13 protein-coding genes are annotated in these 16,651 nt (G+C 58.4%); 7 read left to right on the plus strand and 6 right to left on the minus strand.

Annotation, left to right across the window (positions count from 1 at the left end; all coding sequences use genetic code 11):
- Window positions 1-1,008, plus strand: coding sequence for a cytochrome d ubiquinol oxidase subunit II (cydB, locus tag BLL42_RS17605; protein WP_071553221.1), 1,008 nt, complete (start codon window positions 1-3; stop codon window positions 1,006-1,008).
- A gap of 58 nt (window positions 1,009-1,066) precedes the next feature.
- The gene (locus tag BLL42_RS17610; protein WP_071555784.1) at window positions 1,067-1,234 is read left to right on the plus strand and encodes a DUF2474 domain-containing protein; all 168 of its coding nucleotides are present in this window, start codon (window positions 1,067-1,069) and stop codon (window positions 1,232-1,234) included.
- Window positions 1,235-1,323: 89 nt separating this feature from the next.
- Here the strand turns inward: BLL42_RS17610 and BLL42_RS17615 are convergent, their stop codons facing one another.
- Both BLL42_RS17615 and BLL42_RS17620 read right to left on the minus strand, forming a co-directional pair.
- Complete coding sequence (locus BLL42_RS17615; protein WP_071553222.1) at window positions 1,324-2,448, minus strand: methyltransferase; 1,125 nt, start codon at window positions 2,446-2,448, stop codon at window positions 1,324-1,326.
- A 204-nt stretch (window positions 2,449-2,652) separates the two neighbouring features.
- Complete coding sequence (locus BLL42_RS17620; RefSeq protein ID WP_071553223.1) at window positions 2,653-3,369, minus strand: autoinducer binding domain-containing protein; 717 nt, start codon at window positions 3,367-3,369, stop codon at window positions 2,653-2,655.
- A 340-nt stretch (window positions 3,370-3,709) separates the two neighbouring features.
- On the opposite strand from BLL42_RS17620, the gene BLL42_RS17625 reads away from it, so the two are divergent.
- Window positions 3,710-4,486, plus strand: a complete 777-nt coding sequence (locus tag BLL42_RS17625) for a ferredoxin--NADP reductase (RefSeq protein ID WP_071553224.1) — start codon at window positions 3,710-3,712, stop codon at window positions 4,484-4,486.
- Between the two features lie 45 nt (window positions 4,487-4,531).
- On the opposite strand, the gene mscL is transcribed toward BLL42_RS17625, so the two are convergent.
- The gene (gene mscL / locus BLL42_RS17630; protein WP_071553225.1) at window positions 4,532-4,945 is read right to left on the minus strand and encodes a large-conductance mechanosensitive channel protein MscL; all 414 of its coding nucleotides are present in this window, start codon (window positions 4,943-4,945) and stop codon (window positions 4,532-4,534) included.
- 791 nt (window positions 4,946-5,736) lie between these two features.
- Between mscL and radA the strand changes: the two genes are divergently transcribed.
- Window positions 5,737-7,104: a DNA repair protein RadA gene (gene radA, locus BLL42_RS17640; RefSeq protein ID WP_019691594.1), complete on the plus strand. Its 1,368-nt coding sequence runs from the start codon at window positions 5,737-5,739 to the stop codon at window positions 7,102-7,104.
- A 107-nt stretch (window positions 7,105-7,211) separates the two neighbouring features.
- On the opposite strand, the gene BLL42_RS17645 is transcribed toward radA, so the two are convergent.
- Window positions 7,212-7,580 carry a PilZ domain-containing protein gene (locus BLL42_RS17645; RefSeq protein WP_071553227.1) on the minus strand — a complete coding sequence of 123 codons (369 nt, stop codon included), beginning with the start codon at window positions 7,578-7,580 and terminating at the stop codon, window positions 7,212-7,214.
- Between the two features lie 159 nt (window positions 7,581-7,739).
- Here BLL42_RS17645 and BLL42_RS17650 point away from each other — a divergent pair, with 159 nt between their 5' ends.
- From BLL42_RS17650 to yjiA, 3 genes are all read left to right on the plus strand, one after another.
- The gene (locus BLL42_RS17650) at window positions 7,740-9,806 is read left to right on the plus strand and encodes a carbon starvation CstA family protein (RefSeq protein WP_071553228.1); all 2,067 of its coding nucleotides are present in this window, start codon (window positions 7,740-7,742) and stop codon (window positions 9,804-9,806) included.
- A 15-nt stretch (window positions 9,807-9,821) separates the two neighbouring features.
- Entirely contained in the window at window positions 9,822-10,019 is a 198-nt protein-coding gene (locus tag BLL42_RS17655) for a YbdD/YjiX family protein (RefSeq protein WP_071553229.1), read from the plus strand.
- A 126-nt stretch (window positions 10,020-10,145) separates the two neighbouring features.
- The gene (gene yjiA / locus BLL42_RS17660; protein WP_071555785.1) at window positions 10,146-11,117 is read left to right on the plus strand and encodes a GTPase; all 972 of its coding nucleotides are present in this window, start codon (window positions 10,146-10,148) and stop codon (window positions 11,115-11,117) included.
- A gap of 185 nt (window positions 11,118-11,302) precedes the next feature.
- On the opposite strand, the gene glyA is transcribed toward yjiA, so the two are convergent.
- Both glyA and BLL42_RS17670 read right to left on the minus strand, forming a co-directional pair.
- Window positions 11,303-12,556, minus strand: a complete 1,254-nt coding sequence (gene glyA, locus BLL42_RS17665; protein ID WP_071553230.1) for a serine hydroxymethyltransferase — start codon at window positions 12,554-12,556, stop codon at window positions 11,303-11,305.
- A 229-nt stretch (window positions 12,557-12,785) separates the two neighbouring features.
- Window positions 12,786-16,634 carry a sensor domain-containing protein gene (locus tag BLL42_RS17670; RefSeq protein ID WP_071553231.1) on the minus strand — a complete coding sequence of 1,283 codons (3,849 nt, stop codon included), beginning with the start codon at window positions 16,632-16,634 and terminating at the stop codon, window positions 12,786-12,788.
- Window positions 16,635-16,651 lie beyond the last annotated feature (17 nt).

The raw sequence follows: 16,651 nt of genomic DNA on the forward strand, positions 1-16,651 counted from the left end.
ATGGGTATTGATCTTCCGCTGATCTGGGCCGTGATCATCATCTTCGGAATCATGATGTACGTGGTCATGGATGGTTTCGACCTGGGGATCGGCATTCTCTTTCCCTTCATCAAGGGCGACCGCGACCGCGATGTGATGATGAACACCGTCGCGCCGGTCTGGGACGGTAACGAAACCTGGCTGGTACTGGGGGGCGCGGCGTTGTTCGGCGCATTCCCGCTGGCGTATTCGGTGGTGCTGTCGGCGTTGTACCTGCCGCTGATCCTGATGCTGATCGGCTTGATCTTCCGCGGTGTGGCCTTCGAGTTCCGTTTCAAGGCCAAGGACGACAAGCGGCACATCTGGGACAAGTGCTTCATCGGCGGTTCGTTGACTGCAACCTTCTTCCAGGGCGTAGCGCTGGGGGCGTTCATCGACGGCATACCGGTGGTCAATCGGCAGTTCGCCGGCGGCACGCTGGACTGGCTGACACCGTTCGCGTTGTTCTGCGGTGCGGCGTTGGTGGTGGGGTATGCGCTGCTTGGCTGCACCTGGCTGATCATGAAAACCGAAGGCAAGTTGCAGGAGCAGATGCACAACCTGGCACGACCGCTGGCGTTCGTGTTGTTGGCGGTGATCGGTATTGTCAGCATCTGGACCCCGCTGGCTCATGCCGAGATTGCCGCGCGCTGGTTTACCTTGCCGAACCTGTTCTGGTTCCTGCCGGTGCCGATCCTGGTGTTGGTGACGATGTACGGTTTGATACGTGCCGTGGCGCGAAATGCACACTACACGCCGTTCCTGTTGACCCTGGTGCTGATCTTCCTGGGTTACAGCGGTCTGGGTATCAGCCTGTGGCCGAACATCGTGCCGCCGTCGATCTCGATCTGGGACGCCGCCGCACCGCCGCAAAGCCAGGGCTTCATGCTGGTTGGCACCTTGTTCATCATCCCGTTCATTCTGGGGTACACCTTCTGGAGCTACTACGTGTTCCGCGGCAAGGTGACTCACGAAGACGGCTATCACTAGTCACACGATGACGGCGCGGGCCCGTGACTCGCGCCGACGCTCAGAGGAGATTCAGATGATGGCGGGCAAACCTGATCTGCAGGAAATCGAGCAGGCTGAAAAGAAGCCGCTCTGGCAGCGACTCGGCTGGTTGGCAATGATCTGGGCCGGCAGCGTACTGGCGCTGTTTGTCGTGGCCAGTCTGATGCGCATGTTCATGAATGCTGCTGGCTTGAGCACTCACTGAACTGAACGCTTCGAACATCCCATCCCGTGCCTCGCGGCACGGATTTATAACCCTCCGCTGGAGGGTTTTTTTTGCCTTGGCGTTGGCCGTTACTTGCGGGCCTTGAGGATCACGAACTTCGGCGTTGCCGCCACCTGCTCGACACCCCGGAACAGCCGCGCCAGTTTGCTGTGATAGCCCAGATGACGGTTACCGACGATGTACAGCGCGCCGCCCACCACCAGCGCTTCGCGCGCTTGCTGGAACATCCGCCAGGCGAGGAAGTCACCGACCACTTGTTGCTGATGGAAAGGCGGATTGCACAGCACCACGTCCAGCGACTGCGGTTCCTGCCCGGCCAGACCATCGCCCGCGCGCACGATGACGTCGCGCTCACCGAGGGCGGCCTGCCAGTTTTCGGCAGCGGATTGCACGGCCATGAACGATTCGTCCACCAGCGTGTAGTGGGCTTGAGGGTTTTGCAGGGCGCTGGCGATGGCCAGCACTCCGTTGCCGCAACCCAGGTCGGCGACCCGCGCGCTACCGAGGTTTTTCGGCAGATGAGGCAGAAACGCTCGGGTACCGATGTCCAGGCCTTCGCGGCAGAATACGTTGGCGTGGTTAAGCAGTTCGATCGCCGGTTCGTCGAGCGTATAGCGAGTCGGGTAGGGCGACTGTGCAGGTTGTCTGGCGTCGGGTGTGGCAATCAACAAGCGGGCTTTCTTGACCGCCAGCGAGGCTTGCGCCGGGCCGATGTAGCGCTCCAGCAGATCACCGGCTGCCCGTGGCAGGTGTTTGACCATGGCAGCGGCAACCACCTGAGCGCCGGGGGCCAATTGATCCTGCAGACGGATCAATTGTTCTTCCAGCAACGCCAGGGTTTTCGGTACGCGGATCAGCACCCGGTCGAACGGTCCGGCCAACGGCGCGCTAGCCGGTAGCACTGACACGGCATCAAAGGGAAGGCCATTGCGTACCAGGTTCTTTTCCAATGCCTGGGCTGCGAGAAACGAATCACCGCTACTGCTGACCTGAACCTTGCCGACAAGGCTCGCCGCCAATGCACCAAAACTGTCATTGAGCACCAGAACCCGGGTATCGGTGCCGGGCTGCTGATCGGCCAGATGATTGAGCAGGTATTCGTCGGCCGCATCGAACGCTTGCAGCGGTTCGTTCTGCTGTTCGGGTTGGCGAATCAGGTCGAGTTGGGCGAAGGGGCTTTCGAGCAGGGGCATGAGGCGGGGACTCTGGATAATCAACGGGTGTCCCGCGGTTTTGCACGTATTCAATGCTGGACGGGACCGCCTGAGTGGACTGCGTCGCGGTGTCTTTCGCTTCATCACTCAGAAAGGGCGTAAATGGTACGTTTTTTTCCGTTGGATTACTCGCTGGTTTTTCCGTCGTGCTCGGCACTGAAAAGCAGTGGCGTTGGTCCGCGTTCAGATCAAATGGTTCTTCGCTGCCTGCACCACGGCAGAAATTTTGTTGGTGACGCCGAGCTTCTTGATCGTATTGCTCATGTGGAAATTCACCGTGCGCGGGCTGAGATTGAGGATGGTTCCGATGTCCACTGCGGTCTTGCCTGCCGCGGACCACTTCAGCACCTCTATTTCTCGTGACGATAATTGGGGCGCGCTCAAGCCATCTGAATGCTTGCTGGCCAGGGCTTGCGTCGCGAGAACATGCAGCTTATGGCTGATGAACGTCGCATAGCCGAGGTTTTCATAGAGTTCAAAAGCGGTGATGCGGCAATGGCTTCGGGCGACGCTGAGCATGCCGCTGTTGTGGTTGTTCAGGTCATGTACCGGCAGCGCCCAACCGTACTGCATGCCTTGCTGCGCGAGTGCGCGCCGCAGATCGGGGACGTTGATGAAGGTCTCGCTATCCCAGAGAAAGGGCAGTATTGAGTGATTGCAATGGGCCGCTATCGGGTCTATCGCGCAGTAGTTGTTTTGCTCGTAGTGGGTGTTCCAGCCGTGTGAGTAATTATTAAGGTTTACCTTGTCAACACAGCGGGTTGGTGCATGAGGAAACATCGAAAACGCACAGTACTCGTAGCCAAGATTATTAAAGAAATCGAGTGCTATCTTGTAGGCATTGCCAATATTAGACTCGTAAGTCAACAGTTTTAGCTGAGTCTCTTTCCAGGTATCCATAGAAACCGCTCTCTGTATTCAACTTCGTAGGCGTTGATTGGATCCAAGACTTCACGTCGCGAGTGTAGGATAAATCTTACATATGTGAAGTGAATTTTTGCTCTTGATGGGCCCTTCAAATGGATGCCTGGTTCTTAGAGGAACAGTACCTGTACAGGGCATGATGTTTTGTACGCCATCTGTAGAGTATTAAAACAATCCTTAACGTCTAGTCGCGAACTCGACCTTCAACTCTTGAGTTAACAGTTCGTCGTCTGTTCATTAATACCACTACAAACCGACGGTGTTTCTTCGCCCGGCGTTGCGGGACACTGGAGCGATCAGACCTATGGAGCGCCCCATGACCGCCAGCGCAGAGAAGTTCACCCGCCAGACCCTGCTCGATGTCCAGCCATTGACGCCGGGCCTGTTCACACTGCGTATCACGCGAGACGCCGGCTTTCGTTTTCGTGCCGGGCAATTCGCCCGTCTAGGGGTTACCAAGGCTGACGGCAGCACGGTCTGGCGTGCGTATTCCATGGTGTCTTCACCCCATGACGAGTTTCTTGAGTTCTTTTCCATCGTCGTTCCCGGTGGCGAATTTACCAGCGAGCTGAGTCGTCTGGAGGCGGGCGATACCTTGTTAGTCGACCGTCAGGCCTTTGGTTTCCTGACACTTGATCGCTTCGTCGATGGGCGTGATCTCTGGTTACTGTCCACAGGGACGGGTATCGCGCCGTTTCTGTCGATCCTGCAGGACTTTGAGGTCTGGGAGAAATTCGAGCGAATCATTCTGGTGTATAGCGTGCGCGAAGCGCGGGAGCTGGCGTATCAGGCGCTGATTGCCGAGTTGGCAGCGCGCGACTATCTGGCGGAACACCACCATAAACTGCAATTTATCGCCACGGTTACCCGCGAGCAGCATCCGCAAGCGTTGAACGGGCGAATCACCCAGTTGATCGAAAATGGTGAACTGGAGCGGGTGGCTGGCGTCGCAATAACGGCCGAACATTCGCGGGTAATGCTTTGCGGTAATCCGCAGATGATCGATGACACGCGCAATCTGCTGAAAGAGCGCGACATGCAACTGAGTCTTACTCGGCGACCTGGTCAGGTGGCCGTGGAGAATTACTGGTGATAAAAAACGACGCCGTCAGGCGCCGTTTATTTCGCAGCGCAGCCTTCAGGGCTTGTTGTTCTGCGCTTTGAGCAGGTCACGAATCTCGCTCAACAGCTCTTCTTCCTTGGTCGGAACCGGCGGCAGGCTGGGTGCCACGGCCTCTTCACGCTTCAGGCGGTTGATGGCTTTCACGCCCATGAAGATCGCGAACGCGACGATCAGGAAGTCGATAATGCTCTGGATGAATTTACCGTAGGCCATCACCACGGCCGGGACAGTGCCCTGTGACGCTTTCAGCGTGACCGCCAGGTCCGCGAAGTCCACCCCACCGATCAGCAGGCCGATTGGCGGCATGACAACGTCACCGACAAACGACGAAACGATCTTGCCGAACGCGGCGCCGATGATAATACCGACGGCCATGTCGACTACATTACCTTTGACCGCGAAGGCCTTGAACTCACTGAGCACGCCCATAGGTTATTCCTTGTTACAGATGAGGTTGATGAACGCAGTGTAAATCAGCACGTCGGGTCTTGCTCGACACAACGGCTTATAGCGATCGCTGCTATCGACCCGCTTGCCGGCAAATAGTTTACAAAGTGCCATCAATCTTGCGTGAAACACGCATCAACCCTTTGATTGGTTAGAGAAAATTCTCAAGCGTCCGGTTGTGATCGGCCCTTTTTCACTCGGATCGTCACCGTGGTCTAGGTTAGCGCTTCCCTCAGCAACTTTATCGTGAGCTTTGACCGTAGCGACCTGGCGAAGACCAACGTTCTGGTGGTCAGCGAGGAACCACCAGTGTTTGTGCATACCCATTTTGCGGACTCATTTCGAGGCTGATTCCATCCAGTACCTGTAAATTGATGAGTGCAATAGAAGACGTGCGTTGTTTGAAATTTTATGTGGGGTGTGCAGGCGTTAAAACGCTTGATCAAAAAAACGACTTGCTCAAGGTGATGAAAAACGTCTGCGCTAATATACCGGATAGAATTCTTGGCGACGTAGTGTTGGTAACTTTCAGGGTGGATCTTGTACTTGCAGGTCTTAAGTTTTTAAGGGGTGTACAAGTTTTGCGGCGAATAGTTGAGTGCTGCCAGGATCGATTTCAAATTTTCAGCCAGAAGTTATACAAATACATCTTAAGCGTCATCCTGCGAATACGTTCCATCTGGCCGAAAAAGTTGCGGTGTACAACGGCCATCAGGTCAGTGCGCTGAACCTCTCCAGCTGAGCTATCATCGCGGTTTTTTCCAGGAGTTCAGATGGCCAAGGCAAAGCGCATGTACGGCTGCACCGAGTGCGGTTCGACCTTCCCCAAGTGGGCCGGCCAATGCGGCGAATGCGGGGCCTGGAATACCCTGACCGAAACGCTGGTGGAAAGTGGCGGTGCCGCAGCCCCCAGCGGTCGCACCGGCTGGGCCGGGCAGCAGGCGCAAATCAAGACCCTGGCCGAAGTCAGTGTCGAAGAGATTCCACGTTTCTCCACCGCCTCCGGTGAACTGGATCGCGTGCTCGGTGGCGGTCTGGTCGATGGTTCGGTGGTGTTGATCGGCGGTGATCCGGGTATCGGCAAGTCGACCATCCTTCTGCAAACCCTGTGCAACCTTGCGACCCGGATGCCGGCGCTCTATGTCACCGGCGAAGAGTCCCAGCAGCAAGTGGCCATGCGCGCTCGACGTCTGGGCTTGCCGCAAGATCAACTGCGGGTCATGACCGAAACCTGCATCGAAACCATCATTGCCACGGCTCGGGTGGAAAAACCCAAGGTCATGGTGATCGACTCGATCCAGACGATTTTCACCGAGCAATTGCAATCGGCACCGGGCGGCGTCTCCCAGGTTCGTGAAAGCGCGGCGTTGCTGGTGCGTTATGCCAAACAGAGCGGCACGGCGATTTTCCTCGTGGGCCACGTGACAAAGGAAGGCGCATTGGCCGGCCCCCGAGTGCTGGAGCACATGGTCGACACGGTGCTGTATTTCGAAGGTGAGTCGGATGGACGCTTGCGTCTATTGCGAGCAGTGAAAAACCGATTCGGTGCGGTCAACGAGTTGGGCGTGTTCGGTATGACCGACAAGGGCCTGAAGGAAGTCTCCAACCCGTCGGCAATTTTCCTCACGCGCGCGCAGGAAGAAGTTCCGGGCAGCGTGGTGATGGCGACGTGGGAAGGCACGCGACCGATGTTGGTGGAAGTTCAGGCACTGGTGGACGACAGTCACCTGGCCAACCCGCGCCGTGTCACCCTCGGCCTGGATCAGAATCGACTGGCCATGCTGTTGGCAGTGCTGCACCGTCATGGCGGTATACCGACCCACGACCAGGACGTGTTCCTCAACGTGGTCGGCGGGGTCAAGGTGCTGGAAACGGCATCCGACCTGGCGTTGATGGCGGCCGTGATGTCCAGCCTGCGCAATCGGCCATTGCCTCACGATTTGCTGGTGTTTGGTGAGGTGGGCTTGTCCGGTGAAGTACGACCGGTGCCGAGCGGTCAGGAACGCTTGAAGGAAGCTGCCAAGCACGGTTTCAAACGCGCCATCGTACCCAAAGGCAATGCGCCGAAGGAAGCGCCTGCCGGGTTGCGGATCATCGCGGTGACCCGCCTGGAGCAAGCCTTGGACGCGCTATTCGAATAATCCCAACCCTTGTAGACGCAGCCGCTGGCTGCGATCTTTTGATTTTGGCGTCAGTCGTATCGCTGAGATCAGAAGATCGCAGCCTGCGGCAGCTCCTACGCAAGCGGTCAAATGTCGATCAATACCCCGAGCTCTCGTTCAAGTTCGGCCTCATCACCCATATTCAGCTCGATCAAGCGTCGCAGGCTGCTGACGGACTCCAGGCCTATGTACCGACAGACGAAGCCCAGTTGGCGGTTACTGTCATGGGACAGTTGTACGTCCATGCGGATCTCGACGTCCTTGCTCAGGTGAATGTCGACCGAAAACATCTTCCCTTCGTCCCCAAGCCAAGGTTCGGGACGCTCGATCAACAGGCCCTTGAGTGACAGGTCGAGCAGTTTCACCGGCCAGCGATGCTCGCCCTGGCTGAGCTCGGTTTTGGCATCGAATGCAATACGTTTGAAGCGGCGGCGATTGGCGGGGTGATCCCTCATGGCGCAATCCTCTGGGTGTTCGCTGACTATAGACCCGCATCAGCACAGGCTGCCACTCAAGGCAGGGTTCTAGACCAATGTTGGGGTATGGTCTTTGGCGCCAGTAGCGCTAAACTCGGTGTGGCTGTCTTTTTTGTCCACTCTGGCTGGAATAAAAAAATGAAAAATAATAATAGCCTGCTACGCCACTTACCCTGGCTGCTGCTGGCAATCGTAGGCGCGTGCGCCCTGGGTGTAGTGGCCTTGCGCCGCGGCGAGGCGATCAACGCCTTGTGGATTGTGGTCGCGGCAGTGGCCATTTATCTGGTTGCGTACCGTTACTACAGTCTGTTCATCGCTAACAATGTGATGCAGCTCGATTCACTGCGAGCCACCCCCGCAGTGCTCAACAATGATGGTCTGGACTATGTGCCGACCAACAAGCACATTCTTTTCGGTCACCACTTCGCCGCCATTGCGGGTGCGGGGCCACTGGTCGGCCCCGTACTGGCGGCGCAAATGGGCTACTTGCCCGGCACGCTCTGGCTGATCGCCGGCGTGGTGCTGGCCGGTGCCGTTCAGGACTTCATGGTCCTGTTCATGTCCACCCGCCGCAACGGCCGCTCCTTGGGCGACATGGTCCGTGAAGAAATGGGCAGCATCCCGGGGACCATCGCGCTGTTCGGCTGCTTCCTGATCATGATCATCATCCTCGCGGTGCTGGCGCTGATCGTGGTCAAGGCCCTGGCCGAAAGCCCGTGGGGCATTTTCACGGTGATGGCGACCATCCCGATCGCAATGTTCATGGGCGTGTACATGCGCTACATCCGCCCGGGCCGCATCGGTGAAATCTCCATCGTCGGCGTGCTGCTGTTGCTCGGTTCGATCTGGCTGGGTGGGCAGATTGCCGCTGATCCGGTCTGGGCCAAGGTCTTCTCCTTCACCGGGATCCAGATCACCTGGATGCTGATCGGCTACGGTTTCGTCGCAGCAGTCTTGCCGGTCTGGCTGATTCTGGCACCACGTGACTACCTGTCGACCTTCCTCAAGATCGGTACCATCATTGCTTTGGCTATCGGGATCCTGATCACCATGCCCGAGCTGAAAATGCCGGCACTGACCCAGTTTACCGACGGCACCGGGCCGGTGTGGAAGGGCGGGTTGTTTCCGTTCCTGTTCATCACCATTGCCTGCGGCGCGGTATCGGGTTTCCACGCGCTGATCGCTTCCGGGACTACGCCCAAGCTGCTGGCCAGTGAAGGCCATGCCCGTTACATCGGTTACGGCGGCATGCTGATGGAATCCTTCGTGGCCATCATGGCGATGGTGGCGGCTTCGGTGATCGAGCCGGGCGTGTACTTTGCGATGAACAGCCCGGCGGCGATCGTCGGCGGTGACGTGATGCAAGTCGCGCAGACCGTCAGCAGTTGGGGGTTTGCGATTACCCCGGAAGCCCTGCAAGCGGTGGCCAAGGACATCGGTGAAACCACCGTCCTGGCGCGTGCTGGCGGTGCGCCGACCCTGGCGGTCGGTATTGCGCAGATCTTGCACAATATTCTGCCGGGTGAAAACACCATGGCGTTCTGGTACCACTTCGCGATCCTGTTCGAAGCGCTGTTCATCCTGACTGCGGTCGACGCCGGTACGCGTGCCGGGCGTTTCATGCTGCAGGATTTGCTCGGCTCCTTCGTTCCGGCGCTCAAACGCACGGAATCCTGGACCGCCAACCTGATCGCGACCGCCGGTTGCGTGGCGATGTGGGGTTACCTGCTGTATCAAGGCGTGATCGACCCGCTGGGTGGTATCAACACCCTGTGGCCGCTGTTCGGTATCTCCAACCAGATGCTGGCCGGTATCGCGCTGATGCTCGGCACTGTCGTGCTGATCAAAATGAAACGCCAACGTTACATCTGGGTGACCTTGCTGCCAGCAGTCTGGCTGCTGATTTGCACCACCACCGCAGGCTTCATCAAACTGTTCGATGCCAACCCGGCAATCGGCTTCCTGTCGCTGGCCAAGAAATACAGCGATGCGCTGGCCAGCGGTCAGATCCTCGCGCCGGCCAAGGACATCACGCAGATGCAGCATGTGATCTACAACGCCTACACCAACGCAACGCTGACGGCGCTGTTCCTGTTCGTGGTCTTCAGCATCCTGTTCTATGCGATCAAGGTTGGTGTTTCGGCCTGGGGCAGCAAAGAGCGCACGGATAAAGAATCGCCATTCCAGGCTATTCCAGACGCGTAATCGAGGATTGCAAACATGTTCAATGACCTGAGTCGCCTCGGTAAATACCTCGGTCAGGCCGCGCGCCTGATGGTCGGCATGCCCGACTACGACACCTACGTCGAGCATATGCATACCAAACACCCGGACAAACCGGTGATGAGCTACGAGGCGTTCTTCCGGGAACGCCAGGAGGCTCGTTATGGTGGCAAGGGTGGGCCGAAGTGCTGTTGATGCAGCGCATTTGAGCAATAAATACACACTGTAGGAGCACGGCTTGCCGGCGATAGCGATCTTCAGGACGCCATCGCCAGCAAGTTGCGCTCCTACAGTTGTTTCAGCGTCTGGGAGATCTTCATTTTGTTAACCCCTATCCCCGTCACCGTTCTCAGCGGCTTCCTCGGCGCCGGCAAAACCACGCTGCTGCGTCACCTGCTCAAAGCCGAGCACGGCCTGAAAATCGCCGTGATCGAAAACGAATTCAGCGACGCCGGCATCGACACCCAGCTATTGGGCGTTGATCCGGTGCAAGTCATGACGCTGTCCAACGGCTGCGTCTGCTGCACTATTCACACCGACCTGACCAAGGCCCTGTACCTGTTGCTGGAACGTCTGGACAGCGGCGAAATCGCCTTCGACCGTCTGGTGATTGAATGCACCGGCCTGGCCGATCCGGCACCCGTGGCGCAGACCTTCTTCATTGATGAAGAGCTGCGCGAACGCTATATCCTCGACGGCATCATCACCCTGGTCGATGCGGCTCACGCCGAGCAGCACCTGACCCAGACCATTGCCCAGGCGCAGATCGGGTTTGCCGACCGCTTACTGGTGAGCAAACGCGATCTGGTCGACGAGGCGACGTTCACTGCGTTGAGCGAACGTCTGACCCGTATCAATCGTCGTGCGCCGATCCGCGTGGTTGAGCACGGCAAGATCGATCTGGCCGAGTTGCTTGACGTGCGTGGTTTCAACCTCAATGCCGACCTCGGCGGTGGCATAAGCCTGCGTCCGGTGAGCAAGGCGCCGTCTATCGACCGCATCTCCAGCTTGGTGCTGCGTACTGACCAACCGCTGGATATCGACAAGCTCAGCGAGTTCATGAACGAACTGCTGGAAGACCACGGCAAGCAACTGCTGCGCTACAAGGGCGTTCTGAACATCGTCGGTGAGCCACGACGCATGGTGTTTCAGGGGGTGCTGAAGTTGTACGGCTTCGATTGGGACACCGAATGGGCCGAGGGTGATGCGCGGGAAAGTGTGATCGTGTTTATCGCCGATGATCTGCCGGAAGAGAAAATCCGCGAGGGGTTTGCGCGGGTGGCGGCGGAGTAGGGCCAGAGGTCCTCAACGTGAAGGCTGCGATCTTTTCAAGGCCCCGCCGCTTTACCAAAATTAGTTGGCCCAGAAGATCAAAAGATCGCAGCCTGCGGCAGCTCCGTCGGATAGCGAGGGTCGGCGGGCGAAAAAAAACCGGCCATCACTGGCCGGTTTCTTTTTGCTGCGGTTTAGCGGGCTGATTAAGCGCCGTATACCGGCAGCTTTTTGCAGATGGCCTTGACCTTTTCACGAACGGCGTCGATCACCGCTTCGTTGGAAAGATCCGCCAGGATGTCGCAGATCCAGCCGGCCAGCTCTTTGCACTCAGCTTCTTTGAAGCCGCGAGTGGTCACAGCCGGAGTACCGAAGCGCAGACCGGAGGTGACGAACGGGGAGCGTGGATCGTTCGGTACCGAGTTCTTGTTCACGGTGATGAACGCTTTGCCCAGAGCGGCGTCGGCGTCTTTACCGGAGATTTCCTGCTTGATCAACGACAGCAGGAACAGGTGGTTTTCAGTACCGCCGGAGACCACGTCAAAACCGCGCTCGATGAACACACCGGCCATGGCCTGGGCGTTCTTGACCACTTGTTGCTGGTAGGTCTTGAACTCAGGTTGCAGGGCTTCCTTGAAGCAGATCGCTTTAGCGGCGATCACGTGTTCCAGCGGGCCGCCCTGGGCGCCCGGGAATACGGCGGAGTTCAGTTTCTTCTCGATGTCGGCATTGGCGCGAGCCAGGATCAGGCCGCCACGTGGACCGCGCAGGGTCTTGTGGGTCGTGGTGGTGACCACGTCAGCGAATGGAACCGGGTTCGGGTAGACGCCAGCAGCGACCAGACCGGCTACGTGAGCCATGTCGACGAACAGATACGCGCCAACCTTGTCAGCGATTTCACGGAAGCGCGGGAAATCCAGAATCTGCGAGTAGGCAGAGAAACCGGCCACGATCATTTTTGGCTTGTGCTCTACCGCCAGACGCTCGACTTCGTCGTAGTCGATCAGGCCGTTGGCATCGATACCGTACTGAACGGCGTTGTACAGCTTGCCGGAGGAGGAAACGCTGGCGCCGTGGGTCAGGTGACCGCCGTGGGCCAGGCTCATGCCCAGGATGGTGTCGCCCGCTTGCAGCAGGGCCAGGTAAACGGCGCTGTTGGCTTGCGAACCGGCGTGTGGCTGAACGTTGGCGTAATCGGCACCGAACAGTTCCTTGGCACGGTCGATGGCCAATTGCTCAACCACGTCGACGTACTCGCAACCGCCATAGTAGCGCTTGCCTGGGTAACCTTCGGCGTACTTGTTGGTCAGTACCGAGCCTTGAGCTTCCATCACCGCTGGGCTGGTGTAGTTTTCCGAAGCGATCAGCTCGATGTGTTCTTCCTGGCGCTGAGCTTCTTGCTCCATGGCGGCAAAAAGGTCGGCGTCGTACTTGGCAATAGTCAAATCACGGCTGAACATGGCGGTCCTCAAGGATCGGGGGCAGAAAAGGAAGGCATTCTAACCCAATGGCTTTTGTCTGGCATATGAAAGGACATCATGTCGCGGACAAGTGGCGTTCATGAGGAGCGAGATTGGGGGGATGGCCGGAAAAGATCGCAGCCTTCGGCAGCTCCTACAGAGGCACGCGCTCGACGTAGGAGCTGCCGAAGGCTGCGATCTTTTCCGGGACACCACAAATCTCGGCTCTTCAATCAAGCATGAACAACGCATCATTGCTGAACTGCGCTTCGAAACGACTGGCCGGCATCGGGCGGCCGAACAGGTAACCCTGCACCTCGTCGCAACCGTGTTCCCGCAGGAAGTCGAGCTGTTCGTGGGTTTCCACACCCTCGGCGATTACTGCCAGGTTGAGGCTGTGGGCCATGGCGATGATCGCTCGGGCGATCTGCGCGTCCTGTTCACCGGACGGCAGGCCGTCGACGAAGGTCCGGTCGATTTTCAGCACGTCGATCGGGAACTGCTTCAAGTAGTTCAGCGATGAATAGCCAGTGCCGAAGTCGTCGACCGCGATGCTCAGGCCAAGGTTTTTCAGCCCGGCGAGAATCTGCATGGCTTCGCTGACTTCACGCATCAGGATACTTTCGGTCAGCTCCAGCTCCAGGCAGGCCGGTGGCAGGCCGGTGTCGTTGAGGATGGTGGCGATGCGCGTACCGAGCTGGCCGTCGGAGAATTGCCGTGCAGAGATGTTCACCGAGACTTTCGGGACGCGGACCTTGCTCTGGTGCCAGCTCTTGAGCTGACGGCAGGCCTCGCTGATCACCCAGTCGCCAACATCCACCACCAGCCCGAGCTCTTCGAGCACAGGAATGAAGTCTCCCGGCGGCACCAGTCCGCGACGTGGATGCCGCCAGCGCAGCAGGGCTTCGGCGCCGGTCAGGCGTTTACCGTCGCCGCTGAATTGCGGTTGGTAGTACAGAACGAATTCGTTTTGCTCAAGGGCGTGGCGCAGGTCGCTTTCCAGTTCCAGGCGCTCCAGGGCGCTGGCGTTCATGTCCGCCTGATAAAACTGGAAGTTGTTCTTGCCGCGCTCCTTGGCGTGGTACATCGCCGTGTCGGCGTTCTTCATCAATTGGCTCAGTTCGTTACCGTCCTGCGGACTCAAGGCGATGCCGATACTGGCGGTGACAAAGAACTCGCGGCCTTCGAGGACAAACGGCTTCACCAGGCTGGCAAGGATCTGCTCTGCCACATGAATCGCCCGGTTCAGCGCGATCTCACGGCTGGCACGCGGTTGCAGGAGCAAGGTGAACTCATCGCCGCCCATGCGCGCCACCGTGTCGTCATCGTCGACGCAACCGAGCAGGCGGGTGGCCATTTCCTTGAGCATGCGGTCGCCGGCGGCGTGGCCGAGGGAGTCGTTGATCGGTTTGAAACGGTCGAGATCGAGAAACATCAGCACGACCCACGATTTCTGCCGCTCTGCCGATTGCAGCGCGGTGTGCAACCGGTCCTGGAACAAGGTGCGGTTGGGCAGGTGGGTCAGGGCGTCGTAGTAGGCGAGGCGGTGAATCCGCTGTTCGCTGGCCTTGCGCTCGCTGATGTCACTGAAGAAACACACGTAGCTGGCGAGGTCGCCTTCGTCATCGAGTACCGCCGTAATGCCGACCCACGCCGGGTAGTGTTCACCGTTGCGACGCTTGAGCCAGACTTCGCCTTCCCAGGTGCTGTGCTGGTGCAGTTGCTTGAGCACATACCGCAGGTGGGCTTCCTGCTGATCATCGACGGTCAGCATGTTCGGCAACTGGTCAAGGACCTGCGCTACCTCATAACCGCTGACGCGGCTGAAGGCTTCGTTGGCCTGCACGATGTAGCCGGCCGGGTCGGTGATCAGAATCGCTGACGTCGAGTGCTCGAAAACCGTGGCCGCCATGCGCAGGTCTTTTTCGGCGCGGCGCTGCTGGCTGATATCGCGACCGACCCCGAGCACGCCTTCGAATGCGCCATGTTCATCCCACACCAGTACCAGGCGCAGTTCGATCGGGATCTTGCGTCCGTCGGCGCGCAAGCAATCGAACAGAAACAGCTGGGTTTGCACCTGACTGCGCAGTTGCGCCAGCTGCTCGGGTTTATCCAGGGCCTTGCTGACCCGGTCCATCAGGCTGTAGATGCCGGTCAATTGTTGCGGGTTGGCGATAGTTGATTGCCAGCCATTCTGGAAAATCCAGTCAACGTCATAGCCGAGCACGGCGTTCACCGACGGGCTGACGTAATTGAGCGAGAGTTTGCTGTCGGTGGAGAAAATCACGTCGCTGATGCTTTCGGCGAGCATCCGGTAACGCTGCTCACTGTCGCGCAAGCATTCGCTGGCTTCGATCTGATCGGTAATGTCTTTGGCCACGCCAATGATGCGGGTGACCTGGTCGTGTTTGTCCCGCGCCAGCGCCTGCTCGCGGATTTCGAAACGCCGCCATTTGCCGTCGCGGTGACGAAAGCGCAACTGGCACTGCAGCAGTTGAGTGTAACCGGCCTGGCGCTGTTCCTGGCGTAAGCGGTGGTAGTGATCGGCGTCTTCGGGGTGCAGCAGTATCTCCCAGAAGTACTCGCCCATCTGGTGCAGTTCGGGTTTGCTGTAACCCAGCGTCTGGCCCAGGTGATGGTTACTGAAAATCATCCGCTGGCTGATCACGTCCTGCACGTAGAGGTGATCCGGGACGGTGCGCACAACATCCGACCAGAAGCCTTCACGCTCCAGCAGCGACAGCTCGATAATTTTACGGCTGGTGATATCGCTGATGCTGAGGATCACCGCTTTGGCGTCGTGCTGTGCTTGCGGCAAACGCAACACCAGCCACAGATGTTGGTCGCGGCCGTGGGTGTCCTTGAGCTTGATTTCCAGTTCCAGCTGTTTCTGCTGGTTGAGTACGGCGTCGAGCAACTGATTGCCGATGGCATTGCCATCCAGTGGCCCGCCTTCGATCAACAGCTGCCAGGCTTGCTCGCTGGACTGCACGTTGAGCAGGTACAGGGCGACCTGGTTGATTTCAGTGATGCGCAACTCTTGCAGCAATTGCTGGCGTTGTTTGGCGTTCTCCAGCCACCGCCCCAATTGCTCGCTGGTTTGCAGTTGCGCCTTGTCGAGGCAGGCTTTGAGCCCGGAGAGATCCAGTACGCAGAGCGCAACACCGGTGCCGTCGAAAATGTCCCGATAGCGCCGACGCCCGTCGTGCACCTGACGCTGGCGTCGGCGCATATTCAACAATGCGATGAGCGGTAGCAGCGAGAAGGCCAGACCCAGCAGACATTTGCCGATAAACACCGGCAGCAGTTGTTCGATCACTCGTTGCCGGTCAAACAGCCCGCGTAACTGCCAGTCGCTGTTACTGAGTGGAACGACCAGCACGCTGTTCACCAGGTCATCGGCGTTTACCGTGTTCGGTTTGTTCGATGGCAACCCGTCGTCGCGGCTGATGATCTGTTGGGTGATACGGTTTTCCACCACCCACAGCGGACGGATTCCTGTGTCACTCTGTTTGGTCAGTGAAGAGAAAAACGTCGGCCGCAGACGCAAGGCCCAGTAGCCGCGAGTGCTGCCGCTGGCCTGGTGCAGTAACAGGTTCACCCTCGAGCCGTCGTTGGCATTGCTGAAGTAATGCGCCTGCGTGTGACTGCGTCGGACCAGGTCGCTCAGGTAGTCGGCATCCTGGCTGTCGCTGGCGCTGTCACTGAGGATTTTCCCCGAGGGGCTGAGCAGCGCCAGGCTGAGTAAGTCAGGCAAGGACTGCTGCAGTTTGCGCAGCAACGCCTGCTGCTGATCAGCAGTTTGTGGTTGCTCGACGATCGGTAGCAGATTAAGTGCGATCTGAGCGTTGAGCGCCATGTTCAGGCTGACGTGTGCGGCCAGATCGGCGGTGTAGTCGATGGTGTACTGGCGCTGGCTTTTCTGGGTTTCGCTCAGTTGGTCGAACAACTGCCAGAGCAGCAATCCGATCAACAGCAGGACAAGCGTCGCCAATGCACCTTTCAAGGTGCCGCGCAGGGGGGATCCGGTCGCAGGACTCGGTGCGCTCACGGACGAAGGCGGAGTGACATTGGACAATCTGTGATCCTGCGGTT

This window comes from Pseudomonas frederiksbergensis, assembly GCF_001874645.1.
In the GTDB taxonomy this organism is placed as follows: domain Bacteria; phylum Pseudomonadota; class Gammaproteobacteria; order Pseudomonadales; family Pseudomonadaceae; genus Aquipseudomonas; species Aquipseudomonas frederiksbergensis_B.

Excerpts from the sequence above, each read along its gene's own strand:
- BLL42_RS17625 (WP_071553224.1), top strand. The coding sequence starts at position 3,710 with ATGACCGCCAGCGCAGAGAAGTTCACCCGCCAGACCCTGCTCGATGTC.
- BLL42_RS17610 (WP_071555784.1), top strand. The coding sequence starts at position 1,067 with ATGGCGGGCAAACCTGATCTGCAGGAAATCGAGCAGGCTGAAAAGAAG.
- BLL42_RS17645 (WP_071553227.1), bottom strand. The coding sequence starts at position 7,580 with ATGAGGGATCACCCCGCCAATCGCCGCCGCTTCAAACGTATTGCATTC.
- BLL42_RS17620 (WP_071553223.1), bottom strand. The coding sequence starts at position 3,369 with ATGGATACCTGGAAAGAGACTCAGCTAAAACTGTTGACTTACGAGTCT.
- BLL42_RS17650 (WP_071553228.1), top strand. The coding sequence starts at position 7,740 with ATGAAAAATAATAATAGCCTGCTACGCCACTTACCCTGGCTGCTGCTG.
- cydB (WP_071553221.1), top strand. The coding sequence starts at position 1 with ATGGGTATTGATCTTCCGCTGATCTGGGCCGTGATCATCATCTTCGGA.
- mscL (WP_071553225.1), bottom strand. The coding sequence starts at position 4,945 with ATGGGCGTGCTCAGTGAGTTCAAGGCCTTCGCGGTCAAAGGTAATGTA.
- glyA (WP_071553230.1), bottom strand. The coding sequence starts at position 12,556 with ATGTTCAGCCGTGATTTGACTATTGCCAAGTACGACGCCGACCTTTTT.
- radA (WP_019691594.1), top strand. The coding sequence starts at position 5,737 with ATGGCCAAGGCAAAGCGCATGTACGGCTGCACCGAGTGCGGTTCGACC.
- BLL42_RS17655 (WP_071553229.1), top strand. The coding sequence starts at position 9,822 with ATGTTCAATGACCTGAGTCGCCTCGGTAAATACCTCGGTCAGGCCGCG.
- BLL42_RS17615 (WP_071553222.1), bottom strand. The coding sequence starts at position 2,448 with ATGCCCCTGCTCGAAAGCCCCTTCGCCCAACTCGACCTGATTCGCCAA.